Annotated in this window: 21 protein-coding genes; 17 read left to right on the top strand and 4 right to left on the bottom strand. The window is 42.4% G+C overall.

Going from position 1 to position 25,545, the window contains the following annotated elements:
• Positions 1-17: 17 nt before the first annotated feature.
• The 12 genes from leuC (at position 18) to EXN75_RS03715 (ending at position 15,656) form a co-directional block, all read left to right on the top strand.
• On the top strand, positions 18-1,415 hold the full coding sequence (gene leuC / locus EXN75_RS03770; protein ID WP_134842826.1) for a 3-isopropylmalate dehydratase large subunit: 1,398 nt from the start codon (positions 18-20) through the stop codon (positions 1,413-1,415).
• A 119-nt stretch (positions 1,416-1,534) separates the two neighbouring features.
• Positions 1,535-2,125, top strand: a complete 591-nt coding sequence (gene leuD / locus EXN75_RS03765) for a 3-isopropylmalate dehydratase small subunit (RefSeq protein ID WP_006846819.1) — start codon at positions 1,535-1,537, stop codon at positions 2,123-2,125.
• A gap of 2 nt (positions 2,126-2,127) precedes the next feature.
• Positions 2,128-3,726 carry an alpha-isopropylmalate synthase regulatory domain-containing protein gene (locus EXN75_RS03760; protein ID WP_022110576.1) on the top strand — a complete coding sequence of 533 codons (1,599 nt, stop codon included), beginning with the start codon at positions 2,128-2,130 and terminating at the stop codon, positions 3,724-3,726.
• 22 nt (positions 3,727-3,748) lie between these two features.
• On the top strand, positions 3,749-4,810 hold the full coding sequence (gene leuB / locus EXN75_RS03755) for a 3-isopropylmalate dehydrogenase (protein WP_134842825.1): 1,062 nt from the start codon (positions 3,749-3,751) through the stop codon (positions 4,808-4,810).
• Positions 4,811-5,081: 271 nt separating this feature from the next.
• Complete coding sequence (locus EXN75_RS03750; RefSeq protein WP_022110574.1) at positions 5,082-6,077, top strand: AAA family ATPase; 996 nt, start codon at positions 5,082-5,084, stop codon at positions 6,075-6,077.
• On the top strand, positions 6,077-6,946 hold the full coding sequence (locus EXN75_RS03745; RefSeq protein WP_118118290.1) for a DUF58 domain-containing protein: 870 nt from the start codon (positions 6,077-6,079) through the stop codon (positions 6,944-6,946). The genes EXN75_RS03750 and EXN75_RS03745 overlap by 1 nt, the downstream gene beginning before the upstream one ends.
• A 57-nt stretch (positions 6,947-7,003) precedes the next feature.
• Entirely contained in the window at positions 7,004-8,077 is a 1,074-nt protein-coding gene (locus tag EXN75_RS03740) for a BatD family protein (protein ID WP_134842824.1), read from the top strand.
• 39 nt (positions 8,078-8,116) lie between these two features.
• Positions 8,117-9,115, top strand: a complete 999-nt coding sequence (locus EXN75_RS03735; protein WP_134842823.1) for a vWA domain-containing protein — start codon at positions 8,117-8,119, stop codon at positions 9,113-9,115.
• A 66-nt stretch (positions 9,116-9,181) separates the two neighbouring features.
• Positions 9,182-10,960, top strand: a complete 1,779-nt coding sequence (locus tag EXN75_RS03730; RefSeq protein ID WP_134842822.1) for a VWA domain-containing protein — start codon at positions 9,182-9,184, stop codon at positions 10,958-10,960.
• 53 nt (positions 10,961-11,013) lie between these two features.
• Positions 11,014-13,623 (top strand): BatD family protein, encoded by a 2,610-nt coding sequence (locus EXN75_RS03725; protein ID WP_134842821.1) that lies wholly within the window; start codon positions 11,014-11,016, stop codon positions 13,621-13,623.
• Between the two features lies 1 nt (position 13,624).
• Positions 13,625-14,329, top strand: coding sequence for a phosphatase PAP2 family protein (locus tag EXN75_RS03720; RefSeq protein WP_118118300.1), 705 nt, complete (start codon positions 13,625-13,627; stop codon positions 14,327-14,329).
• A gap of 52 nt (positions 14,330-14,381) precedes the next feature.
• Positions 14,382-15,656, top strand: a complete 1,275-nt coding sequence (locus tag EXN75_RS03715) for an S-adenosylmethionine:tRNA ribosyltransferase-isomerase (protein WP_118118302.1) — start codon at positions 14,382-14,384, stop codon at positions 15,654-15,656.
• A gap of 173 nt (positions 15,657-15,829) precedes the next feature.
• Here the strand turns inward: EXN75_RS03715 and proS are convergent, their stop codons facing one another.
• A complete protein-coding gene (gene proS, locus EXN75_RS03710) occupies positions 15,830-17,311 on the bottom strand; it encodes a proline--tRNA ligase (protein ID WP_134842820.1) in 1,482 nt (493 codons plus the stop codon).
• 268 nt (positions 17,312-17,579) lie between these two features.
• Here proS and EXN75_RS03705 point away from each other — a divergent pair, with 268 nt between their 5' ends.
• The 3 genes from EXN75_RS03705 to EXN75_RS03695 are packed head-to-tail and all read left to right on the top strand — an operon-like array spanning position 17,580 to position 21,505.
• A complete protein-coding gene (locus EXN75_RS03705) occupies positions 17,580-18,269 on the top strand; it encodes an OmpA family protein (RefSeq protein WP_134842819.1) in 690 nt (229 codons plus the stop codon).
• Positions 18,269-19,003 (top strand): monofunctional biosynthetic peptidoglycan transglycosylase, encoded by a 735-nt coding sequence (mtgA, locus tag EXN75_RS03700; RefSeq protein ID WP_118119160.1) that lies wholly within the window; start codon positions 18,269-18,271, stop codon positions 19,001-19,003. Before EXN75_RS03705 ends, mtgA begins: the two co-directional genes overlap by 1 nt.
• Before the next feature lie 18 nt (positions 19,004-19,021).
• Positions 19,022-21,505 (top strand): ATP-dependent helicase, encoded by a 2,484-nt coding sequence (locus tag EXN75_RS03695; protein ID WP_134842818.1) that lies wholly within the window; start codon positions 19,022-19,024, stop codon positions 21,503-21,505.
• A gap of 98 nt (positions 21,506-21,603) precedes the next feature.
• On the opposite strand, the gene EXN75_RS03690 is transcribed toward EXN75_RS03695, so the two are convergent.
• The 3 genes from EXN75_RS03690 to EXN75_RS03680 are packed head-to-tail and all read right to left on the bottom strand — an operon-like array spanning position 21,604 to position 24,066.
• Complete coding sequence (locus EXN75_RS03690; protein WP_134842817.1) at positions 21,604-21,741, bottom strand: dehydrogenase; 138 nt, start codon at positions 21,739-21,741, stop codon at positions 21,604-21,606.
• Positions 21,742-21,746: 5 nt separating this feature from the next.
• A complete protein-coding gene (locus tag EXN75_RS03685) occupies positions 21,747-23,195 on the bottom strand; it encodes a DUF4270 domain-containing protein (RefSeq protein ID WP_134842816.1) in 1,449 nt (482 codons plus the stop codon).
• Between the two features lie 58 nt (positions 23,196-23,253).
• Positions 23,254-24,066: a glycogen/starch synthase gene (locus EXN75_RS03680; protein ID WP_118119152.1), complete on the bottom strand. Its 813-nt coding sequence runs from the start codon at positions 24,064-24,066 to the stop codon at positions 23,254-23,256.
• Between the two features lie 174 nt (positions 24,067-24,240).
• On the opposite strand from EXN75_RS03680, the gene panC reads away from it, so the two are divergent.
• Complete coding sequence (gene panC / locus EXN75_RS03675; RefSeq protein WP_134842815.1) at positions 24,241-25,092, top strand: pantoate--beta-alanine ligase; 852 nt, start codon at positions 24,241-24,243, stop codon at positions 25,090-25,092.
• Positions 25,093-25,166: 74 nt separating this feature from the next.
• A complete protein-coding gene (gene panD / locus EXN75_RS03670; RefSeq protein WP_022110374.1) occupies positions 25,167-25,511 on the top strand; it encodes an aspartate 1-decarboxylase in 345 nt (114 codons plus the stop codon).
• The last annotated feature ends 34 nt before the right edge of the window (positions 25,512-25,545 follow it).

The following is a 25,545-nucleotide window of genomic DNA, read 5'->3' as shown; positions in this document are numbered from 1 at the left end:
TATTAAACATTAGCATAATGAATACATTATTCGACAAGATTTGGGACAAGCACGTTGTCCAGATTGTACCAGACGGTCCTACACAGCTTTATATCGACCGTCTTTACTGTCACGAAGTTACATCACCTCAGGCTTTTGCTGGTATGCGAGCACGCGGACTCAAGATGTTCCGCCCAGACCAGATTTTCTGTATGCCTGACCACAATACTCCTACTCACGATCAGGATAAACCAATCGAGGATCCTATCTCAAAGAAACAGGTAGATACCTTGGCAAAGAATACTGCAGATTTTGGTGTGGCTCACTTTGCGATGAACACCAAGGATAATGGTATCATCCACGTGGTTGGTCCAGAGAAGGGTCTTTCTCTTCCTGGTATGACTATTGTCTGTGGTGACTCTCATACTTCTACTCATGGTGCGATGGGTGCCGTTGCTTTTGGTATCGGTACTTCTGAGGTGGAGATGGTGATGGCTTCACAATGTATTCTCCAGAGCAAACCAAAGTCTATGCGTATCAGCATCAATGGAAAGCTCGGTAAGGGTGTTACTGCTAAGGATGTGGCGCTCTATCTGATGAGTCAGCTCACTACTTCTGGTGCTACCGGTTACTTTGTCGAGTATAGTGGCGATGTTGTGAAGGACATGTCTATGGAAGGTCGTTTGACTCTCTGTAACCTCTCTATCGAGATGGGTGCTCGTGGTGGTTTCGTGGCTCCTGATGAGACAACTTTTGAGTACATCAAGGGTCGCGAATATGCTCCTAAGGGTGAAGATTGGGATAAGGCTGTGGCTTATTGGAAAACCTTGAAGAGTGGCGATGACGCTGTATTCGATAAGGAATTGACTTTCGATGCTATGGATATCGAACCTCGTATTACATATGGTACCAACCCTGGTATGGGTATCGGTATCACAGAGAATATTCCTACTCTTGACCAGATTCCTGAGGAAGAACAGGCTGGTTTCAAGAAGAGCCTTAACTATATGGGCTTCCAGCCTGGTGAGAAACTCGAAGGTCATCCTATCGATTATGTCTTCTTGGGCGCATGTACCAATGGACGTATAGAGGACTTCCGTGCTTTCGCTTCTTTGGTTAACGGTAAGAAGAAGGCTGAGGGCGTAACTACTTGGCTTGTACCTGGTTCATGGTTGGTTGATAAACAAATTCGTGAAGAAGGAATTGATAAGATTGTAGAGGCTGCTGGTTTCGAAATCCGTCAGCCAGGATGTTCTGCTTGTCTTGCTATGAACGATGATAAGATTCCTGCAGGCAAGTATTCTGTAAGTACATCAAACCGTAATTTTGAGGGTCGCCAAGGTCCAGGTTCCCGTACGATCCTTGCCAGTCCTTATGTGGCAGCAGCTGCAGCTATCACTGGTAAGATTACCGACCCAAGAGAGTTTATGAAATAGTGTTTGATTAATGTTTAATGTTTAGTTGGGTTTCGCTTTACAATACATTCAATATAATCCTATTAAGTAAACATTAAACATTATCAAGTAAACATTAAAAATTAAATATTTAAATAACGATGAAACAGAAATTCAATGTAATCACATCAAGCTGCATTCCTCTTCCTTTGGAGAATGTTGATACAGACCAGATAATTCCTGCCCGTTTCCTCAAAGCTATTGACAAGGAAGGTATGGGCGACAACCTTTTCCGTGACTGGCGTTATAATGCTGACGGTACTCCTAAGCCTGATTTCGTGATGAACGACCCTTCTTACAGTGGTGTTATCCTCGTAGCAGGTAAGAACTTCGGTTCTGGTTCTTCTCGTGAGCATGCTGCTTGGGCCATTGCTGGCGCTGGCTTCCGTGTTGTCATCAGCTCTTTCTTCGCTGATATTCACAAGAACAACGAGTTGAACAACCTTGTTTTGCCTGTTGTCGTAAGTGAGGAATTCCTGAAAGAACTTTTCGAGAGCATCGATAAGGATCATAAGACAGAGGTAAAGGTGGATCTTCCTAATCAGACCGTTACTAATCTTGCAACTGGCAAGAGCGAGCATTTCGAGATCAATGGCTACAAGAAGCACTGTCTCGAGAATGGTTTGGATGATGTGGATTTCCTTGTGCAGAACCGTGACAAGGTAGAGGCTTGGGAAGCTAAAAACAAGTAATTATGGATGTTAACGCAAAGAGAGATAATTCTCGTATCAAGGAGATTGAAATCATGGACTGTACGCTGCGTGATGGCGAACAGACCAATGGTGTCAGTTTCCTTCCTCACGAGAAGTTGATGATAGCAAGAATGCTGTTGCACGATATCAATGTGGACCGCATTGAGGTGGCTTCAGCTCGTGTTTCGGAAGGCGAAAAGGATGCTGTCGCTCGTATTTGCCGTTATGCTAAGACCATAGGTAAACTGGATTCCGTTGAGGTACTTGGATTCGTGGATAACAATAAGAGTGTAGATTGGATTGCTGAATGTGGCGGTCATGTCATCAACCTCTTGGCAAAGGGCAGTTACAAGCACTGCACCCAGCAGCTCAAGATGTCTCCTGAGGAGCATCTTGCGCATATCAAGCAGACCATTGATTATGCCTTGAGCAAGAATTTCACTGTAAATCTCTACTTGGAGGATTGGTCGAGCGGAATGCGCGATAGTCGTGACTATCTCTTCATGATGATGGACGAACTGGTCAAGCTGCCTATCAAGCGTTTCCTTCTTCCTGATACTTTAGGAATTCTGAACCCATTGCAGTGTGTGGAGTATATGCGCCTGATGGTGCGCCGCTATCCGAATACTCACTTCGATTTCCATGCTCATAATGATTATGACTTGGCGGTGAGCAATTCTTTGGCTGCAGTACTGAGTGGGGCTAAGGGACTTCACGTTACCGTAAATGGTCTGGGTGAGCGTTGTGGCAATGCGCCTTTAGCGAGCGTGCAGGTGATTCTGAAGGATATGTTTGAGGCTAAAACCAATATCAAGGAAGATCGTCTGAATGATATCTCCCGTCTGGTAGAGGGGTATAGTGGTATTGCTGTGGCTCCGAATACTCCTGTCGTGGGTGATAATGTCTTCACACAGGTGGCTGGTGTTCATGCTGATGGCGATAACAAGGACAAACTTTATTGCAATGATCTGGTGCCGGAACGATTCGGCAGACATCGTGAATATGCACTTGGCAAGAACTCCGGTAAGGCTAATATTGTTCAGAATCTTAATGAACTGGGTTTGGAGTTGACGCCGGAGCAGACCAAGGCGGTGACGAAACGTATTACCGAACTGGGTGATCGCAAACAGTTGGTAACTCAGGATGATCTTCCTTATATCGTGAGCGATGTGCTGAAACATTCTGCTCCTGAAGATAAGGTAAAGCTGGTAAGCTACATGGTGTCAACTTCTTATGGTTTGAAGCCTATTGCAAGTGTAAAAGTTGAAATCGATGGCAAGGAATATGAGGATCAGAGTACTGGTGATGGTCAGTATGATGCTTTCGTGAAAGCTTTACGTAATATATATAAGGTAAAGCTTGGCAAAACCTTCCCATTGCTTGACAACTATCAGGTAAGTATTCCTCCTGGCGGTCGTACGGATGCACTTGTTCAGACTGTCATCACTTGGCGTGAAGGTAATCGTATCTGGAGAACCCGTGGTTTGGATGCCGACCAGACTGAGGCTGCTATCAAGGCAACGCTGAAGATGATCAATATGTATGAGGCAGATAAGAGTGACGAACAGCCAGTATCGCCTCGAAATTTAGACATGGAATAAAAACGATTAAAAAATAAATAAGATGAAATTAAACATTGCAGTTCTCGCCGGTGATGGTATCGGACCAGAGATTATGAAGCAGGGCGTTGCTGTTATGCAGGCCATTGCAGAGAAATTCAATCACGAGTTTACTTACAACGAGGCTATCTGCGGCGCTCATGCTATCGATGAGGTAGGTGATCCATTCCCAGAGGAAACCTTCAAGACTTGTATGGATGCTGATGCTGTGCTTTTCGCAGCTGTTGGTGACCCACGTTTCGACAACAATCCTACTGCCAAGGTTCGTCCTGAGCAGGGTTTGCTCGCTATGCGTAAGAAGTTGGGCCTTTTTGCTAATGTACGTCCTGTTGCAACATTCGATTGCTTGCTCCACAAGTCTCCTTTGAAAGATGAACTCTTGAAGGGTGCTGACTTTGTTGTCATTCGTGAGTTGACCGGTGGTATGTACTTCGGTGAGAAGTATCAGGACAACGACAAGGCTTACGATACAGATATCTATACCCGTCCTGAGATTGAGCGCATCTTGAAGGTAGCTTTCGAGTTTGCCATGAAGCGCAATAAGCACTTGACTGTTGTTGATAAGGCAAACGTTTTGGCTTCTTCTCGTCTCTGGCGTCAGATTGCTAAGGAAATGGAGCCTCAGTATCCTGAGGTTAATACCGACTATATGTTTATCGACAACGCTTCTATGCGTGTGTTAACAGAACCTACTTTCTTCGATGTCATCGTAACAGAGAATACCTTCGGTGACATCCTGACTGATGAGACCTCATGCATTACAGGATCTATGGGCTTGCAGCCATCCAGCTCTTTGGGTGAGCATACTCCATTGTTTGAGCCTGTTCATGGTTCATGGCCACAGGCAGCTGGCAAGAATCTTGCCAACCCAGTTGCTCAGATTCTTTCTGCAGCCATGTTGCTTGAACACTTCGGTCTGAACGAGGAAGGTGCTTTGATTCGCAAGGCTGTTGATGCCTCTCTTGATGCCAATGTCCGTACACCTGAAATTCAGGTTGAGGGCGGTGCACAGTACGGTACCACTCAGGTTGGTGAGTGGATCGTAAACTGGATCAAGAATGCGTAATCTATAGATGCTATATTTATATATGATTATAGTATTCTCATGGGGAATGTTTCTTACATTCCCCATTTTTATTGCTTGTTTCTTTGGCTCAAAATATCAAAAGTTTCTTAAATAAAGAAAATATCTCTCATTTTTAATATTATTTAGATTGCTATATTCGTCTATCTGAGGCTAAATGATTACTTTTGCGATTGTTTTAATAAATACTCCTTATCTTGGAGTGATTAAATACGATTTTAATTTAGAGTTTAAACGTAAAAGTATATAGATTATGGCAGAAGCTATAGATATCCGCGAATTGAATATCCGGATTGAACAACAAAGTCATTTCGTTACCAATCTGGTAACTGGCATGAATAAGGTCATTGTAGGACAGAAGCACCTTGTTGACTGTCTTTTGATAGGCTTGCTTTCCGATGGTCACATTCTCTTGGAAGGTGTGCCGGGATTGGCTAAGACCCTTGCAATTAAAACACTGTCTCAGTTGATTAGTGCCGATTATAGTCGCATTCAGTTTACTCCAGATTTGTTGCCTGCCGATGTAATCGGTACACAGATCTATTCCCAGAAGGATGAGTCTTTCCATGTAAAGAAAGGCCCTGTCTTTGCAAACTTTGTGTTGGCTGATGAAATCAACCGTGCACCTGCTAAAGTACAGAGTGCTTTGTTGGAAGCTATGCAGGAACATCAGGTTACCATTGGCGAACAGACTTTCAAGTTGCCTAATCCTTTCCTTGTTATGGCTACTCAGAATCCTATAGAACAGGAAGGTACTTATCAGCTGCCTGAAGCGCAGGTTGACCGTTTCCTCCTAAAGGTTGTCATTGATTATCCGTCATTGGAAGAGGAAAAACTTATCATCCGTGAAAATATTCAGGGCAGTATGCCTACCGTGACTGCTGTTACTTCTGCTGATGAAATTCTCAAGGCTCGTAGCATTGTCAATGAGGTATATATTGATGAAAAGATTGAGCAGTATATTGCTGATATTGTTTTCGCTACCCGTTATCCTGACCGTTATGGACTGGCAGATTTGAAGGATATGATTACCTTTGGTGGCAGTCCTCGTGCAAGTATCTCTTTGGCAAAAGCAGCACGAGCATACGCTTTCATCAAGCATCGCGGTTATGTGGTTCCTGAGGACGTGAGAGCTGTTGCTCATGATGTTTTGAGACATCGTATTGGTCTTTCTTATGAGGCAGAGGCAAGTGATGTAACCAGTGAAGAAATTGTAAGCCGAATTATCAACAAGGTGGAGGTTCCTTGATGGATACACAAGATCTTTTAAAGAAAGTTCGTAAGATTGAAATCAAGACTCGCGGATTGAGCCAGAATGTTTTCGCAGGTCAATACCACTCTGCTTTCAAGGGTAGGGGTATGGCTTTTGCGGAAGTAAGGGAGTATCAGTTCGGAGATGATGTGCGTGACATTGATTGGAATGTTACAGCCCGTTTCCATCGTCCGTTCGTCAAGGTTTTTGAAGAAGAACGCGAACTTACGGTCATGCTGTTGGTCGATGTGAGTGGCTCGTTGGATTTTGGTACAAGTTGCCAGATGAAACGTGACTTGGCTACAGAGATAGCTGCCACATTAGCCTTCAGCGCTATTCAGAATAATGATAAGATAGGTGTTATCTTTTTCTCGGACAGAATAGAAAAGTATATTCCTCCGAAGAAGGGAAGAAAACATATTCTTTATATCATTAGGGAAATGTTGGATTTCCATCCTGACAGCCAGCGCACTGATATCGGTGTTGCCTTGGAATATTTCACTCGTGTCATGAAGAGACATTGCACTGCGTTCCTGATTTCGGATTTCTATGATGAAAAAGATTATCAGCACAAACTGCAGATTGCCAATCAGAAACATGATGTAGTGGCCATCCAGGTTTATGATTTAAGGGCTAAGACATTACCGGATATCGGCTTGTTGAAGGTAAGGGATGCTGAGACTGGACATGAAATGTATATTGATACCAGTAGCAAGAAATTGAGGTTGGCTCATACTCGCAATTGGATGTATCGGGAAGAAAAACTTCGTGATACTTTTGCCAAGAGTAAAGTGGACTGGACTTCCATTGCTACGAATGAAGATTTCTCTAAAGCGCTTCTCATGCTTTTCAAGCAGAGAGGATGAAATGATTACGATGACTGAAGTATATAAATACTTTGCGAATCATATAATATTGGATTAATGATTAAAGTTAAAAGTTTTATATTAGCAATCGCCTTGATTTGCAGTGCCTTTTCTGCTTCAGCACAAAGTGTTGAACAGAAGTTGGATTCTCTGCAACTTCTCATTGGTGAGCAGACTACTTTACATCTTATAGTGACTGCCAACCGTGGTCAGAAGATTGTAATGCCTTCTTTCAAGCCTTCCCAACAGTTGATACCTGGTGTAGAGGTTGTTGGACAGAGTGAAGAAAATACTTCTGAGATTGATGGTAACCGCATTCAGGTGAGTCGCAACTATACGCTTACTTCTTTTGATGAGAATGTGTATGCGATTCCTGCACTCAATGTAAAGGTAAACGGCAAGGACTTTCATGGTAATCCCTTAGCATTGAAAGTACTTACGGTTCCTGTAGATACAGTTCATCCTAACCAGTTCTATCCTCCTAAGGACGTTCAGGACAATCCTTTCCTCTGGAGTGAATGGAGTGGAATCTTTTGGTTGAGCGTATTAATGTTATTGCTCTGTGGTGCAATGTGTTATCTCTTGCAGAGATTAAAGCAGAATAAACCAATTCTCAAAAGTTTCCGTATTGTAAAACGAGTTCCTGCTCATGAAAAGGCTCTTAACGAAATCAACGCTATCAAGCATCAGCGCTCTGAGAATCAGGAGAATCTGAAAGAGTATTATACCCGTCTTACCAATACTTTGCGTGAATATATCAATGGTCGCTTCGGATTTAACGCTATGGAGATGACCAGTAGCGAAATTATCGAATGTCTCCAGTCTGCTGGTGATCAGAAGATGATTGATGAATTGAGACAACTCTTCAGAACTGCCGATCTGGTAAAGTTTGCCAAGTATGAGACGCTCATCAATGAAAATGATTCTAATCTCGTTAATGCCATCAACTTTATCGACCAGACAAAGACCGACGAAAAGCCTGTAGAGGAGAAAATTGTTCCAACATTGAGTGAGAATGATAAGAAGTCTCAGAGTCAGCGCAAGGTCATCAAGTTGCTCTTATGGGCAGGCTCTTTGGCGATTGTTGCTATTTTGGTTTATATCGTCTATACTGTGGTTTCACTTGTTTAACAGTGGTTGTTGGACGATAGTTATTAATAAAACGAAAAAATGGAATTTGCAAGTAAAGGATACTTTCTGTTACTCCTGTTATTGATACCTTATATATTATGGTATTTCCTATACAGGAGAAAGAACGAGCCAACGATGCGTATGAGTGATACCAAGCAGTATCTTTATGCGCCTAAGAGTCTGCGTGTTCGTCTGATTCATCTTCCGATGTTTCTGCGCTGCGTCTCTTTTGTACTGATTGTTTGTGCAATGGCTCGTCCTCAAACCCATAATTCCTGGGACAACAAGACGGTGGAAGGTATTAATATCATGCTGGCGATGGACGTATCTACATCCATGCTTGCTGAAGACTTGAAACCTAACCGTATGGAAGCTGCCAAGGATGTTGCTCATGAATTCATATCAGGCCGTCCGAATGACAATATCGGTTTGACGATTTTTGCCGGTGAGGCTTTTACTCAGTGTCCGATGACCACAGACCATTCGAGTCTCTTACGCCTGTTGCAAGATACTCGTACGGATATAGCTGCCCGAGGTCTTATCCAGGATGGTACTGCTGTGGGTATGGGTCTGGCTAATGCCGTGAGTCGTCTGAAAGATTCGAAATCAAAGAGCAAGGTTGTCATTCTTCTGACTGATGGTAGTAATAATATGGGTGATATTTCTCCTATGACAGCTGCAGAAATTGCCAGAAGTTTAGGTATCAGAGTTTATACCATTGGTGTCGGTACGAATAAGGTTGCTCCATATCCAGTACCTGTAGCAGGTGGAGTTCAATACGTGAATATTCCTGTGGAAATAGACACGAAGACTTTGAAGGATATTGCCCAGACTACCGATGGTAATTTCTATCGAGCTACCAATAACAAGGAGTTGAAGCAAATCTATCAGGATATTGATAAACTGGAGAAAACGAAGATGAACGTCAAGCATTTCGCCAAGAGATATGAGGCTTATCAGCCTTTCATTATTGCAGCGTTCTTGATTTTGCTCATGGAAATTCTTCTTAGAATCACCTGGTTGAGAAAAATTCCTTAAAAAAAAGAGGTCGAACTTCCATTTTATACATGAAGTCGATTCTTGTAGATTTAAAAAGATTAGAAAATGTTACGTTTTGAAGATCCTATATTCCTCTGGTTGCTATGCATCCTTCCGGTTTTGGTTTTAATCAGACTGATAGGATGGGGGAGGAGACATGCAAAGTTGAAGAAGCTGGGTGATCCTGAGCTTCTCAAACAATTGATGCCTGGTATTTCTAAATACCGTCCTACCGTGAAATTCTGTCTGCTGTTGTCTGCATTGGCACTCCTGATTGTCATGTTGGCTCGTCCGCAGATGGGTAGCAAGATTTCGCATGATAAGCGACAGGGTATTGAAACTATCATTTGTTTGGATATCTCCAACTCTATGTTGGCAGAGGATGTTGTTCCTTCCCGTCTTGATAAGAGTAAGATGCTGGTAGAAAATCTGGTTGATAATTTTACCAATGACAAGATTGGACTGATTGTTTTTGCAGGCGATGCGTTTGTGCAGTTGCCTATTACCAGCGATTACGTTTCTGCCAAGATGTTCTTGCAGAATATTACCCCTGGTCTGATTCAGACACAAGGCACCAATATAGCTGATGCCATTGATTTGGCTTCTAAAAGTTTTACCCAACAGAACAATGTTGGACGTGCTATCGTTGTGATTACTGATGGTGAAAACCATGAACCAGGTGCAACGGAAGCTGCTGCCGCTGCCAAGAAAAAAGGTATTAATGTATTTATCCTTGGTATTGGTAATACGACAGGTGCGCCTATCCCTATGGGTGATGGCGGTTATCTGAAAGATCATTCCGGTAATACGGTTATGACTGCCCTGAATGAAAACATGTGCAAGGAATTGGCTCAGGCTGGTAGCGGACAGTATATTCATGTTGATAATACCAGCGATGCAGAGAAAACGCTGAATGATGATCTGACAAAATTGCAAAAGGGAGATACTTCTTCTGTGATATACAGTGAGTATGACGAACAGTTTCAGGCTGTTGGTATTTTAGTGATATTGCTCTTAATCATAGAAATCTGTATTTTGGAAGTGAAAAATCCTCTGTTGAGAAATGTCATGTTCTTTGGTAAGGCCTTTTCTATGGGAAAGGCTGCCAAATCATCGCAATTGGGTAAAACCAGTATCCTGCTTCTTCTCTTGATTGTGAATAGCGGACTTGCATTTGCGCAGAATGACAGAACCTTCATTCGACAGGGTAATAAGTTATACCGATCTCAGAAATGGGCTCAGGCTGAAACCCAATATCGGAAAGCTATATCTAAAAATGCGAAGAATACCCAGGCATTGTATAATTTAGGTTGTGCCTTGATGATGCAGCAGAAGGATTCCATGGCGATGGTACAGTACCAGCATGCAGCACAGGAAGAAACCAATGTGCTGAGACGTTCCAAGAGTTATCACAACATGGGTGTTATCATGCAAAACCATCGTGAATATGCCAAGGCTATTGAATGTTATAAAATGGCTCTGAGATGTAATCCTCAGGATAATGAAACAAGATATAATCTTGCTTTGTGTAAGAAACTTCTGAAGAATCAACCTCAAAAGAATAATAAAGATAATAAGAATAATAAGAACAAGAACAACAAAAATAAAAACAAAGACCAGAATAATAAGAACAAGAATAACGAACAAGATAAAAACAATAAGAAAAATAACGACAAGGATAAGAATAAACAGAACCAGAACGAAGAGCGTAATCAGGACAAGATGAGCAAAGACAACGCTGAGCAACTTCTGAATGCAGCTATTCAACAAGAGAAGGCAACAAAACAGAAAATGCAGAAAGCATTGTCACAGCCTAAGAGCCGCTCTTATGAGAAAAACTGGTAATAGGAATCTTATCAAAGACTCTTTTTTCAAAAAGTAAAATTATGATGTGTATAATGAAACATATTGGACGTTATGCGATATTGGTGGTGATTGCTATTTGCTGTGCTCTGAGTTCCAGAGCTCAGCATATTGTTGTATCTGCCCCATCTCATGTGTCGGCGGGTGAGAACTTCCGTCTGGCTTACACTATTAATACGCGTGATGTGGAGGAATTCCGCATGGGCGGAGTACCAGAAGGATTGGAAGTGATTGCCGGTCCTTATACTTCCCAGCAGTCCAGCTATCAGATGATTAACGGACATACCAGTTCTTCTTCTTCCGTTACTATTACTTATACTTTGTATGCTGCAAAGAATGGTTCTTATACGATAGGGTCTTCTCATGCTGTAGTAAATGGTAAGAGAATTGCTTCTCGTGCTGTTAAGGTGAGTGTTTCTGGTCATGCCAGAAATTCCAATGGTGCTCCGAATATGCACGGAAGTTCCAATATGGATGATGAACCTCGTATGCGACAGGCTGGTTCTTCTATTTCTGGTAGAGATCTTTTCATCAAGGTTTCTGCCAATAAGAAAACGGTACATGAACAGGAACCTGTCTTGTTGACCTATAAGGTATATACTCTGGTTGATTTGTCTCAGTTGGAAGGAAAAATGCCTGACTTGAAGGGTTTCCATACTCAGGAGGTAGCTTTGCCTCAGCAGAAGGCTTTTCATAGTGAAATGGTCAATGGCCGTCAATATAAGTGTGTGACCTGGAGCCAGTATGTCATGTATCCGCAGATGACTGGTAAACTTGAAATTCCGTCTATTACTTTTAAGGGTCTCGTCGTTCAGCAGAATCGTAATGTGGATCCGATGGAAGCTTTCTTTAATGGTGGCTCCGGTTATGTTGAGGTACACAAGGATATCAAAGCACCAGGCATGACTATCAATGTTTTGCCTTTGCCATCTCGTCCAGCTAATTTCTCAGGAGGTGTGGGTAAGTTTAATATTTCTGCAAGTATAGACAAGAAAGAAGTAAAAGCAGGTGATCCTGTTACCATCCGTGTGGTTGTGGGTGGAGTAGGAAATCTCAAGCTTCTCAAACAACCTGTCGTTACTTTGCCGAAAGATTTTGATAAATATGATGCTAAGATAACCGACAAGACTCGCCTGACCTCCAATGGTGTTGAAGGTAATATGGTATATGATTTCTTGGTTGTACCTCGTAATCAGGGTTCTTATAAGATTCCGCCTGTAGAATTTACATATTACGATACATCTTCTAATTCATATAAGACCATCAAGACTCAGGCCTTTGATCTGACTGTGTCTAAAGGCGATGGTTCTACAGGAGGTTCACAGGATTTCTCTGATCAGGCAAAGGATATTCGTGCTTTGAAATTAGGAAAGAGCAAGTTGCATGATTTGGATGATATGTTCTATGGCAGTTTTGGATATTGGACCAGTCTGCTCGTTCCGCTTATCACCTTTATTGTTTTGCTTGTTGTCTTCCGTAAACGAGCTTTGGAAAATGCAGATATCGTGAAGGTTCGTTCTAATAAAGCTAATAAGATTGCAACGAAACGTCTGAAAAAAGCTCAGCAGCTGATGTCTCACGGTAAACAGAATGAATTCTATGATGAAGTTTTGCGAGCATTGTGGGGTTATGTGAGCTATAAGTTGAATATTCCTGTAGAGAAACTCTCTCGTGAGAATATCACGGAAAATTTAGAGATGCATTCTGTCAACATCTCAACGATTGATAAATTTACCCAGGCATTGGATGAGTGCGAGTTCGAACGATATGCACCGGGTGATGCTGCTGGTAATATGAATAAGACTTTCAATTCTGCTATGACAGGAATCATGGAAATAGAAAACGCAATCAATGCTATGCGTAAGGAGCACAAGAACCGTGCAAAAGAGGACAGACAGTCCTATTCTTTCATATGGATTCTTGCATTCTTTCTCCTTACATCTGTGTCTGCTTCTGCAATAACCAAGCAGAATGCAGATGCTGAGTATCAGAAAGGGAATTACCAGCAAGCTATCAAGGATTATGAGGATCTCCTGAAAAATGGTGTTTCTTCTGAGATCTATTATAATTTGGGTAATGCTTATTATCGTACGGATAATATCACAAAGTCAGTATTGGCTTTCGAGCGTGCTCATCTCCTGTCTCCTGGTGATGAAGATATTAATTTCAATCTTCAGTTCGTTCGTGGCAAGACGATTGACAAGATTACACCTGTAAGCGAGATGTTTTTCGTGACATGGTATAAGGCTTTAGTAAATTATACCAGTGTTGATTGCTGGGCAAAGACTGGTATCATAGCGATTATCATAGCTTTGGTTTTAGCATTGGTCTATCTGTTTGCTCCGCAAATCTATTTGCGCAAGATGGGCTTTTTTGGTGGTATATTCTTCTTGGTTATTTTCCTGTTCTGTAATGTCTTTGCATATCAGCAGAAAGAAGTTCTCTTAAACCGCACGGGTGCTATTGTGGTGGCGCCAACTGTGAATGTGAAGAATACGCCTGCTAAATCAAGTTCTGACCAATTCGTCATTCATGAGGGAACTCGAGTTGATATTACTGACAAGTCTATGGATGACTGGCGAGGTGTTCGCCTGGCTGACGGGCGAACAGGTTGGGTAGAGACCAAACAAATAGAGGAAATATAATATGGGAGCATCTCTTTTATTAAATGCGGATTTGGCGTTGCTTCACTTCTTTAATGGAAGTGGTAATATGCTGTTGGACCAGATTGTCTGGCTACTTTCTTCCGGATTGACCTGGGTTCCTCTTTATCTGGCTTTGTTTTATATTGTAATGAGAAACAATGAAACAATGTCTCAGATAGGATTGGTAGTTCTGATGGCTATTCTATGTATCTTCTTTTCCGACGGATTAGTAGATGGTATTATCAAACCATTGGTTGCCCGTTGGAGACCAAGTAATGATCCTGTTATCAAATATACCATAGAGGTAGTCAACAATATGCGCCTGAAAGATTTCAGCTTCTGTTCTGCCCATGCAGCGAACACCATGTCATTAGCTGTATTTTTCTCTCTCTTGATACGTAGTCGTCTGATGACTTTCACGTTGGTCTTCTGGTCATTGTTGAACTGTTGGACTCGCCTTTATTTAGGTGTACATTATCCATCAGACATTCTCTGTGGACTGGTATTGGGAGTTGTAGTTGGTATATTGGTTTACCTGCTGTATTATCGTTTGTACTATAAGATTTCTCCGAAGATTAAATACATTTCCAATCAATATACAAGTACGGGCTATGCACACGATGATTTGGATTTTGTGATGGGTGTTATTATGTTCATCCTCGTCTATGTGCTTTTGCGTGCCTGTATCATGATGAGTGGATTTTAATGTAATGTGAGAAATATTGTATGGTGATTGGAATATAAAGAATAAATTGAAAATGGATACAAAACATATTAAAATTAGTGATTACAATTATAGTTTGCCAGATGAGCGAATCGCCAAGTTCCCTATAGCTCAGCGAGATCATTCCAAACTTTTGGTCTATAAGCATGGTGTGGTCAGTGATGATGTCTTTTATCATCTGCCAGATTATCTTCCTAAGGGAGCTTTGATGATATTCAATAATACAAAGGTGATTCAAGCACGTATGCACTTTAGAAAGGAAACTGGTGCTTTGATTGAAGTTTTCCTGATGGAACCTGCTGCTCCTACCGATTATGAATTGATGTTCCAGACTACTGGTCACTGTTCTTGGTTGTGTATGGTGGGTAATCTGAAGAAATGGAAAGACGGTAGCCTGAAACGCGATTTTGAAATTAAAGGTCATTCGCTCACTCTTTCTGCAACGATGCGAAGAGGAGAGGCTGGTGCTGACGGCAAGGCTGCTCCTTTAGCTGTAGGTGGTGGAACTAATTATTGGATAGACTTTGATTGGGATAATGAAAATATCTCTTTTGCTGAGATTCTCGAGGCAGTCGGTGAATTGCCGATTCCTCCTTATCTGAATCGCGAAACTCAGGAGAGTGACAAGACTACCTATCAGACGGTTTATTCTAAAATCAAGGGTAGTGTAGCTGCTCCTACGGCAGGTCTTCATTTTACAGATGCAGTCTTGGCAGATTTGGATGCCCATGGTATAGACAGAGAAGAAGTGACTCTTCATGTTGGTGCTGGTACATTCAAACCGGTCAAGAGTTTGGAGATCGAGGGGCATCAGATGCATACGGAGTATATCGTTGTTCATCGTCGTAGCTTGGAAAAACTGCTTCACCATGATTGTCAGGTGATAGCTGTGGGTACTACCAGTGTTCGTACGATTGAAAGTCTTTATTATATGGGTGTTCATCTGTTGAAACATCCAGAGGCCAATGAAGAGGATTTGCATGTGAAACAGTGGGATCCTTATGATGATGGTCGTGATGGTGGTCTTGTAGATGATATTACTCCGATGCAGGCTATTCAGGCTATCGTAGATTATTTGGATAAGAATGGATTGGAGGCACTGCATTCCAGTACACAGATTATTATAGCTCCAGGATATACCTATAAGATAGTGAAGATGCTGGTTACTAATTTCCATCAGCCACAGAGTACTCTCTTGTTGTTGGTCAGCGCCTTCCTGCATGGTGATTGGCATCAAGTATATGATTATGCTTTAAGTCACGATTTCCGCTTCTTGAGTTACGGAGATTCTTCTTTGCTGATTCCATAAGGGGTAGTCAAGTATTCAAAGACTCAGTTGAGTTGACAATAAATAATAAAAGGTGAATGAGAATTATTCTCATTCACCTTTTATTATTTATAGGATTCGATAGGATAGAATCTCTATTTTATTTATCATAGAAATCTATGATATTAAATCTATGCATGATTGGAATCTACTTTTTAGTAGCTTCTTGCGATGATGACACGAGCCACAGCAGGCTTGCCGCTTACCATATCCACACCAGGTGTCTGCTCATAAGCGAAAGGCACGCAGCGGATAGTAGCCTGTGTTTCCTCCTTGATCTTTGCCTCGGTCTCGGCTGTACCATCCCAGTGGCAGAGGAAGAAACCACCTTTCTTCACGCGCTCCTTGAACTCCTCGTAGTTGTCGCATTCATAAACGTGAGCATCACGATAAGCACGAGCCTTTTCGAAGATGTTCTTCTGAATGTCTTCCAGCATATCCTTTACGCGCTCTACGATACCGTCGAAGCTTACATTCTCCTTCTCGAGTGTATCACGGCGCATAATCTCGATGGTGTTGTTCTCCAAGTCACGACCACCCATAGCGAGACGCACAGGAACACCCTTCAACTCGTAGTCAGCAAACTTGAATCCTGGACGCTTAGCAGTATTGTCATCATATTTCACTGAGATGCCCAGCTCGCGGAGTTGGTCGATAACAGGCTGCAACTTAGCTGTAATCTGAGCCAACTGCTCCTCGCCCTTGTTGATAGGGATGATAACCACCTGGATAGGAGCTAACTTTGGAGGCAATACCAAACCATTATCGTCGCTATGAACCATGATGAGGGCACCCATCAGTCGGGTAGAAACACCCCAAGAAGTAGCCCATACATACTCAGGCTTATTTTCCTTGTTCAAATAAGTAACATCGAAGCTCTTGGCGAAGTTCTGACCCAAGAAGTGGGAAGTACCGCTCTGGAGAGCCTTGCCATCCTGCATCATAGCCTCAATGGTATATGTGTTCAATGCACCAGCGAAACGCTCAGTCTCAGACTTTACACCCTGTAAAACTGGAACACCCATGTAGTTTTCTGCAAAGTCAGCATAAACCTTCAGCATCTCCTGAGCCTTTGCCTCTGCCTCTTCCTTAGTGGCATGAGCGGTATGACCCTCCTGCCAAAGGAACTCCGATGTACGGAGGAAAGGACGAGTACGCATCTCCCAACGCATCACGTTACACCACTGGTTGCAGAGGATAGGGAGGTCGCGCCAAGAATGAATCCAGTTCTTGTATGTGTTCCAGATAATAGTCTCTGATGTAGGGCGGATAATCAATTCCTCATCGAGCTTTGCATTAGGATCTACCTCTACCTCTGTACCATCCTCAGTAGAACGGAGGCGATAGTGAGTAACTACGGCACACTCCTTGGCGAAACCTGCTACGTGCTCAGCCTCACGAGAGAAGAAACTCTTCGGAATGAGGAGAGGGAAGTATGCATTCTGTACACCTGTCTGCTTAAACATCTTGTCGAGCTGCTGCTGCATCTTCTCCCAGATAGCGTAACCGTATGGTTTGATAATCATACAACCACGTACAGGTGACAACTCAGCGAGGTCAGCTTTTACTACCAAGTCATTATACCACTGACTGTAATTGTCAGCACGCTTGGTCAAATTCTTAAGTTCCTTAGCCATTTTTATTATTCTAAATTTTAATATTCCAAATATATTATAATATAGGTATAGTCAGATATCTTCGCTCCGTTCTTAGGAGTAAAATATCTTCAGAAAAAGTGCACAATAGGGATTTTCCAACCCAAAATAGGTGTTTCCCTTTGCCATTTTCATCAAATACCATTAAATTTGCATGCAAAAATACAAAAAAATATTAGAAAAAGCTCCATAATGGAGAAAAAAGAGTTATCTTTGCAATTAAATAACAAAAATATAGGAGATTTTGAATATGAATAAGATGAAATTTTCGGTTGCAGCACTTTCTATGCTGTTGGTTTTGGGTAGTTGTCAGACTAAGACTGGTACAGGTGCAGCAGTAGGTTCTGGTGCAGGTGCAGCCCTCGGTGCTATCGTAGGTGGTTTGTTGAACAATAGCCATCGTGGTACAGGTGCCCTCGTTGGTGCAGCTATTGGTGCAGCAGTTGGCGGTGGTGCTGGTACTTTGATAGGTAAGCATATGGATAAGGTGGCTGAGCAGGCTAAGGCTGTTGAGAATGCCAAGGTAGAGCAGGTTACTGATGCCAATGGTTTGGCTGCTGTCAAGGTAACTTTCGATTCTGGTATCCTTTTCCCTACTAATGGTTCTACATTGAGCAGCGCAGCTAAGAATGACTTGGCTAAGTTTGCTGGTGTATTGAAGAGCAATACTGATTGTGAGGTTGCTATTCAGGGTTATACCGATGCAACTGGTAATGATGGTATCAACTTGCCTTTGAGTCAGAAGCGTGCTGATGCTGTTTATAGCTATCTATCTTCTTGTGGTGTAACACGTAATCAGGTAAAGACTGTTGAGGGATTGGGCTCTTCTAACCCAGTTGTCAACACAACTGCAGCTTGTGCTCAGAACCGTCGTGTAGAGGTTTACCTCTATGCTTCTCAGGCTATGGTTAATGCCGCTAATAACGGAACATTGAAATAATGATACTTAAAAGAATTAGAAATATTCTAAGATGGGTGGTGGTGCTGTTTTTCAGTACCACCATTCTTGCTGTTGTAGTATATCGTTTCTTACCGGTTTATTTTACCCCTCTGATGTTTATCAGATGTTTTCAGCAAGTTGCTGATGGTGAAAGCATTACGTTGCATCATCATTGGGTAAGTATGGACAAAATCTCTCCTCATATGCCTGTAGCTGTAATGGCCAGCGAGGATGGTCGTTTTCTGAAGCATCATGGTTTTGATTTTAATGCCATCGAGAATGCTGCCAAGAATAATGCCCGTGGAGGTAAGGTTCATGGAGCCTCAACCATCAGTCAGCAGACTGCCAAGAATGTTTTTCTCTGGCCTGGTCGCTCTTGGACCCGTAAGGGCTTTGAGGTGTATTTTACTTTCCTGATAGAAATGATGTGGAGTAAGCAACGTATCATGGAGGTTTATCTCAACAGTATAGAAATGGGCAATGGTATCTATGGCGTAGATGCTGTGGCCGAATACCATTTTAATAAAAAGGCTTCTGATCTTTTCAGAAGTGAATGTGCATTGATAGCGGCAACGCTTCCTAATCCAAGAAAATTTGATTCCCAGAATCCGAGCGCTTATATGAAGAAGCGCCAACGCCAGATAGAGCATGAAATGCGTTTTGTGCCTTCTTTCCCAAAAGAAGGTGAGGATTTTGACCCTTCTACTGCAGTGGGTGGTTATAAGGGTAAATAGTTATAATATTTGAAGTTTATGGATTTATTGAACGACTTGAATGAGGCGCAGCGTCAGGCTGTGGAATATATAGACGGTCCTTCGCTGGTGATTGCCGGTGCAGGATCTGGTAAAACACGTGTTCTTACTTACAAGATTGCTTATCTGTTGGAAATGGGATTGAAACCTTGGAATATCATGGCTTTAACCTTTACCAACAAGGCTGCTCGTGAGATGAGGGAACGTATTGATAGACTGATGGGAGGCGATTTGGCTGCCCATCTGTATATGGGTACATTCCACAGTATCTTTTCACGTATTTTGCGCGCAGAAGCGTCTCATCTTGGCTTCAATAATAATTTCACTATTTATGACGAGACCGATTCTCGCTCCTTGCTCAAGGCTATTGTCAAAGAGATGGGGTTGGATGATAAGATTTATAAGCCTGCTGTCGTACATCATAAGATTTCGATGGCAAAAAATCAGTTGATGGGACCGGATGAATATACTGCCAATGGTGAACTCCTCCAGCGTGATTTGCATGAGAAGATGCCTGAGGTGGGGAAGATTTTTGCTGCTTATGTTCAGCGTTGTAAGCAGGCTAACGCAATGGACTTTGATGATTTGCTTACCCTTACCTTCCAGTTGTTCCGTGATCATGAGGATATCAGAAGAAAATATGCTGACCGCTTTGATTTCATTCTTGTGGATGAGTATCAGGATACCAATCAGGTTCAGATGAATATCGTGATGCAACTTTGTAAGGAAAAGCAGCGTGTCTGTGCGGTGGGTGATGATTCGCAGAGTATCTATAGTTTCCGTGGTGCTAATATTGATAATATCCTGAATTTCAGACGCCATTTCGATGATGCCAAACTTTTCAAGCTGGAACAGAACTACCGCTCTACCCAAACTATTGTCAATGCCGCAAACAGTCTGATTAAGCACAATCGTAATCAGATTCCTAAGGATGTGTATAGTGAAAATGCAGAGGGAGAAAAGCTTCTCTACCAGCCTGCCTATAGCGATAAGGAGGAGGCATTGATTGTCAGCAAAGACATCAAGCGTTTCAAGCGCATGGATGACTGCGAGTATAGTGATTTTGCCATCCTTTACCGTACGAATGCGCAGAGCCGTAGTTTTGAGGAAGAATTCCGCAAGCAGGGTATCCCTTACCGGATTTATGGTGGATTGAGTTTCTATCAGCGCAAGGAAATCAAGGATATCATTGCTTATTTCCGTCTGGTGGCTAATCCTGATGATGAGGAGGCTTTCAAGCGTATCATCAATTATCCTACTCGCGGTATTGGTGCTACTACTGTCAATAAGGTGATAGATTGTGCCCGCAGTCAGGAGGTCAGTTTGTGGGAAATCATTTCTTCTCCCGAACATTATGGATTAGCTGTCAACAAGAGTACGCTTACTAAGTTGGATAAATTCCATCTTCTTATCAGTAGCTTTATTGAACGAGCTAATCAGGTGGATGTCTATGAACTTGGTGAGGCTATTATCAAGGAAAGTGGTATCAGTGCAGAAATCTTTAATGGCGGTAAGGACGCAGACAATATTGCCCGTCAGGAAAACTTGGAGGAGTTCTTGAGTGGTATGCAGACATTTGTGGAGGAACGCAAGGAAGAGGATAGGGCAGAAGAGATCTTTCTGACTGATTATCTGCAGGATGTAGCCCTGTTGACCGACCTGGATAGTAAGGGAGATGATGATGCTCCCCGTGTTTCTCTGATGACTGTTCATGCTGCCAAGGGTCTGGAATTCCCAACCGTCTTTGTTGTCGGTCTGGAGGAAAATATTTTCCCAAGTCCTATTTCTGCAGTTTCTTTACGTGAACTTGAGGAAGAGCGTCGTCTGCTTTATGTGGCTATTACACGTGCAGAGAAGCGCTGTGTCCTGACCAATGCCAAAAACCGTTTCCGCTATGGAAAGATGGAGTTTGATAATCCAAGCCGTTTCATTGATGAGATTGATTCTCGATTGGTTCAGACTGAAGGTGAATCGAGTGGAATGGATAGTGGTTATGGCGGAAGAATGCCGTGGGATCGGGATGATTATTCCAGAACCCGCAGGTCAAGATGGGAGCAGGATGATGACGAACCGGAGTATCTGAGAGGTCAGCGTAGACAGAAATCTGTGGTATCCCAATTTATGCCGGATCCAAAGCCATCATTCGGTTCTCAGGGCTATAAGTCTGAACCGAAATCTGCCCCTCGTTCTGACAGTTATAGATCTGAACCGAAATCTTCGTCACTCAATGAAGGAAACTTCAAGTCTGTAAGAGCTGTAAATGCTGCTCGCAGGATTATGGGGAAGGATACACCTGTTTCCGGAACGAATTCTTCTTTTGGAGGATTACAGGAAGGAGTCAAGATAGAACACCAGCGTTTTGGTGTGGGAACTGTGGTGAAATTAGAAGGTTCTGGAGAGAATGCAAAGGCTACCGTAGAATTTGTTAATTCTGGTCGTAAGCAACTCTTGTTGAAGTTTGCTAAGTTTACTGTTGTCAGTTGAAATGAGTTGATGTTCTTATTAAAAAAGCGAAAGAAATAAGATTCTCATCCTATTTCTTTCGCTTTTTAATATGATAGAGTTTATTAAAACTACGTTATTTATAGAGCCTCATCCTCTGGTTTCTCAGGAATAACCCTTCCGCCTTTAATCACAGGAAAGCGTTTTTTCTTGCGAAGCCATGCAGCTTTTCGCTTTTCGTAGTCCTCCCGATGACGCTCCAGGAAATTGTCTTCCATCTTGATTAATTCTCTTTAAACTTGCTATAGATGACTTTGATCTGAATAGGTCCTGCGGGAACACGCTTGCCATCTTTGGTCTCATATACATCAGTTCCCTTTACCAGTCTGGTAGAGGTCAAACTCATACAGTGTGTCATCTTACTGATAACGGTAGATGAGTTCTCTGTTACTGTAGTAATGGTGATAGGTACGAGTACCGCCTTGTTCCAATTCTCGCTCTTACCCTTGTTCTTATACATGGCAGTAATCAAGTTACTGATATTGCTGAACGTATAAGTGTTCTTGTTGATGGTATTGTATGTAGCGTAGAAGGATGTTCTATTGTCTATAATGTCACCATTCTCAAAGAAAGACTTCAAACTGTCTTTTGGCAGTAAGAGAACCGTCTGTGGAGTATCAAAATTATATGCATTGTTTTCATCCACATTGTTGATTCTTGGGAACATAACCGTTGCTGTATTCAGCGTATCCTTCTCATGATCTTTGATGATATCTTCTACAGGGAGAGTAACCTCCGTGAAGATGCCCGCAGGAGACTTCAAGTATGTGCAACTTTCATCTGTAGCCAATTCGTTGATTCTATCCTGGTCATTGGTGATTCTATTCGTCTGAAGGACCTCTTCTGTACCATCAAAGCGGTTGAAACCGGATGAAACAACAGTACTGTCTGTTACACCATCAGAAGCCTTGACGGTCTTCTTTCGGGTCCAGTAGAACTGGAGCTCAGTATTCCAGATGTCAGCTACGTTACCGATACCGCCTTCATGCTTGATGTAGAAACCAGGACAGATATTCTTCATGAACTCATAATTGCTCTTGAAGTATTCTGGATGCTTCTCGTAGTTCTGCATGATGTATGTACCATAGTTGTCATACTGTACCCCATTTTTCGTAAAAGGCTTGTTGAAATAAATCTTGAAATAGCCCTTTGATTTGGATAGGGTGTATGTAGCGCTGGAATGTAAATTGTCCTTGCTCACATATCCTTCAGCCATCGGGTCGTAATCAGAATAGTAATTTCTGTCCTCAGACATCGCTTTGGTCATTTCGTATGCAGTAACCTTCATCGGTGCGAGGGTGTCTCCGTATGTGCTCTGATAGCTCACGAGGAGGAAGCAGGAATCAGCTTTGAGTACACCATTGTTGGCATCCTTGATATATTTTAGAGTATCGATGTCGAATGAAGAAAGCGGAGCTAACTGAGCCATATAGTCGGCTTCCAGATAAGCTTTTGTTTCAGGATCCTTTACTTTACCAATAATACCATTATTTGTTTTACTTAAAACGGACCCTGCAGCCAATGAATTGGTAATTACATTGTATGTCGCATCCGTAACGGTGAGTTTATCCACATTATTAGTGATAGACGAACCAATCATGTCGGTAGTGTCATCACAGGCAACCATGGAAAAGGCTGCCATTATCAATGCTGTATATTTGAAAAACTTCATTTCTAATTTTGTTTTTTAAAACCCCTTTACAGGGAACAGAATATTGCAGAATAAACTTTTATTCTTCGTCAGGACAAACCTCATTGATGAAGTTTGTATATGGTTCTTCGAAGTCGTTGCCAGTGAATCCCAGCATAGGCTTTTCTTTCTCCTTGGCATATTCCAGAAGGATAGGGTTTACGCCCTCTTCACCTTCTACCACACCATCTGAATAGTCGATGGCCAGTTTGCCGAGTTCTACGAAGTCAAAGTCGTTCTTGTAACCATCCAGAAGTTCTGCTTTCGCATCGCGGAAATCTACGCACTGCTTAAAGTTGGTGCCTAACTCTCCCTTCAGTTCGTTGTTGTAAAGAGAGATGATAACCTTAGAGTTTGCGAATGAAGGTTCTTCTGCGTAGGCAGTTTTGATATAGAGAGGTACCACAGCACTCATCCATCCCTGACAAACGATTACATCAGGCTGCCAACGTAGTTTCTTGACAGTCTCCAATACGCCTCTTGCATAGAAAATAGCACGCTCACCATTATCGGTGTATTCCACGCCATTTTCGTCCGCACCCATTTGGCGGTTGTTGAAGTAATCATCGTTGTCGATGAAATAGATTTGCTGACGGGTTGTCGGAATAGAGGCAACCTTGATAATCAGTGGATGATCCGTATCGTCGATAATGAGATTCATGCCAGAAAGGCGAATAACCTCATGTAGTTGACCACGTCGCTCATTGATGATGCCCCATTTTGGCATGAATGTTCGAATTTCGAAACTTGCCTCCTGCATTTTCTGAGGCAACTCTCTTCCCATGACAGACATGCGGCTTTCAGCTACGTATGGATTAATCTCCTGATTGATGAATAATACTTTCTTTGCCATAATTATTAATTTATTCTTCTCGAATTAGGTGCAAAGTTACAAAAAAAAGTTGAAATTAGCGAAAAAATTAGGGAAAACAAAGAAATCAATGCCCTAAAAGGCATATTTTTATGATATTTTTTTGTTATTTCAGAAATTAGTTGTTATTTTGCACCCTGAAAACAGATTTAAACGATGAAAGTATTCAATAAGATTGTTGACCTCCAGAATGAACTTTTCAATGTTCGCAAGGAGGGAAAGGAAATCGGCTTAGTGCCAACTATGGGTGCGCTTCATGAGGGTCATGCCTCTTTGGTTAAGCGTAGTGTTAAGGAAAACGGTGTTACTGTGGTATCAGTTTTCTTGAATCCTACTCAGTTTAATGATCAGGGTGACCTGGATCGCTATCCTCGTACACTCGATGCTGACTGCAAGCTTCTTGAGGCTTGTGGTGCTGATTATGTATTTGCTCCATCAGTTGAGGAAATGTATCCAATCCCTGATGAGCGCCATTTTGAGTTTCCACCGGTTTCTACCGTCATGGAGGGCGCTAAGCGTCCTGGACATTTCAATGGCGTATGCCAGGTAGTTAGCCGTTTGTTCTATATCGTTCGTCCTACTCGTGCTTATTTCGGTGAGAAGGATTGGCAGCAAATTGCAGTCATCAAGCAACTCGTCAAGTACATCGGTAGTGATGTCAAAATCGTAGAGTGTCCTATCATTCGTGATGAGGATGGTCTTGCGAAGAGTAGTAGAAATACCTTGCTCTCTGCTGATGAGCGTGCTATTGCTCCTTCTATCTTCAAGGCTCTCAAGGCGAGTGTGGAGTTCGCAAAGACTCATACTGTCAAGGAAACTCACGACAAGGTGGTTGAGGATATCAATGCCGTGGATGGTCTTGAAGTGGAGTATTTCGAGATTGTGGATGGTGATACCTTGCAGGATGTTGCTTCATGGGATGACTCTGCCTATGTTGTAGGTTGTATTACGGTGTATTGCGGAAAGACCCCTATACGCCTGATCGACCATATCAAGTACAAGGGGTAATTCCTGACGATAGAAACAGTATCATTTAGCTCTATATAATTTAGTCAGTTTGATAAAGATAAACGAATCGAGATATGCAAATCGAAGTATTGAAGAGTAAACTCCATTGCGTGACTGTTACGGAAGCCAATCTCAACTACATGGGAAGTATTACCATCGATGAGGATCTGATGGATGCTGCCGGACTGATTGCTGGAGAAAAAGTTCAGATTGTAGATAATAATAATGGCGAACGCTTGGAAACCTACATCATCAAGGGTGAGCGTGGCAGTGGTTGCATCTGTTTGAACGGTGCTGCTGCCCGCAAGGTTCAGGTGGGTGATACGGTTATCATCATTGCCTATGCCATCATGGACTTTGAGGAGGCTAAGACTTTCAAGCCTACCGTGGTTTTCCCGAAAGAGGGAAATAAGGTATAGGATTCTATATTCAATGGAAAAGGAAAAAGGTGTG

The sequence above is a fragment of the Segatella hominis genome, from assembly GCF_004535825.1.
Lineage (GTDB): Bacteria > Bacteroidota > Bacteroidia > Bacteroidales > Bacteroidaceae > Prevotella > Prevotella hominis.
Note: the sequence above shows the minus strand (reverse complement) of the source record. Positions and strands in the feature narration are given on the sequence as shown.

Bases quoted from the DNA above. Each gene is read 5' to 3' on its own strand.
- EXN75_RS03740 (WP_134842824.1), top strand. From the start codon at position 7,004: ATGATTAAAGTTAAAAGTTTTATATTAGCAATCGCCTTGATTTGCAGT.
- EXN75_RS03680 (WP_118119152.1), bottom strand. From the start codon at position 24,066: ATGGCAAAGAAAGTATTATTCATCAATCAGGAGATTAATCCATACGTA.
- panC (WP_134842815.1), top strand. From the start codon at position 24,241: ATGAAAGTATTCAATAAGATTGTTGACCTCCAGAATGAACTTTTCAAT.
- EXN75_RS03760 (WP_022110576.1), top strand. From the start codon at position 2,128: ATGGATGTTAACGCAAAGAGAGATAATTCTCGTATCAAGGAGATTGAA.
- EXN75_RS03695 (WP_134842818.1), top strand. From the start codon at position 19,022: ATGGATTTATTGAACGACTTGAATGAGGCGCAGCGTCAGGCTGTGGAA.
- EXN75_RS03715 (WP_118118302.1), top strand. From the start codon at position 14,382: ATGGATACAAAACATATTAAAATTAGTGATTACAATTATAGTTTGCCA.
- proS (WP_134842820.1), bottom strand. From the start codon at position 17,311: ATGGCTAAGGAACTTAAGAATTTGACCAAGCGTGCTGACAATTACAGT.
- EXN75_RS03725 (WP_134842821.1), top strand. From the start codon at position 11,014: ATGAAACATATTGGACGTTATGCGATATTGGTGGTGATTGCTATTTGC.
- EXN75_RS03730 (WP_134842822.1), top strand. From the start codon at position 9,182: ATGTTACGTTTTGAAGATCCTATATTCCTCTGGTTGCTATGCATCCTT.
- EXN75_RS03690 (WP_134842817.1), bottom strand. From the start codon at position 21,741: ATGGAAGACAATTTCCTGGAGCGTCATCGGGAGGACTACGAAAAGCGA.
- EXN75_RS03745 (WP_118118290.1), top strand. From the start codon at position 6,077: ATGGATACACAAGATCTTTTAAAGAAAGTTCGTAAGATTGAAATCAAG.
- EXN75_RS03735 (WP_134842823.1), top strand. From the start codon at position 8,117: ATGGAATTTGCAAGTAAAGGATACTTTCTGTTACTCCTGTTATTGATA.
- leuD (WP_006846819.1), top strand. From the start codon at position 1,535: ATGAAACAGAAATTCAATGTAATCACATCAAGCTGCATTCCTCTTCCT.
- mtgA (WP_118119160.1), top strand. From the start codon at position 18,269: ATGATACTTAAAAGAATTAGAAATATTCTAAGATGGGTGGTGGTGCTG.
- EXN75_RS03705 (WP_134842819.1), top strand. From the start codon at position 17,580: ATGAATAAGATGAAATTTTCGGTTGCAGCACTTTCTATGCTGTTGGTT.
- leuB (WP_134842825.1), top strand. From the start codon at position 3,749: ATGAAATTAAACATTGCAGTTCTCGCCGGTGATGGTATCGGACCAGAG.
- panD (WP_022110374.1), top strand. From the start codon at position 25,167: ATGCAAATCGAAGTATTGAAGAGTAAACTCCATTGCGTGACTGTTACG.
- EXN75_RS03720 (WP_118118300.1), top strand. From the start codon at position 13,625: ATGGGAGCATCTCTTTTATTAAATGCGGATTTGGCGTTGCTTCACTTC.
- EXN75_RS03685 (WP_134842816.1), bottom strand. From the start codon at position 23,195: ATGAAGTTTTTCAAATATACAGCATTGATAATGGCAGCCTTTTCCATG.
- EXN75_RS03750 (WP_022110574.1), top strand. From the start codon at position 5,082: ATGGCAGAAGCTATAGATATCCGCGAATTGAATATCCGGATTGAACAA.
- leuC (WP_134842826.1), top strand. From the start codon at position 18: ATGAATACATTATTCGACAAGATTTGGGACAAGCACGTTGTCCAGATT.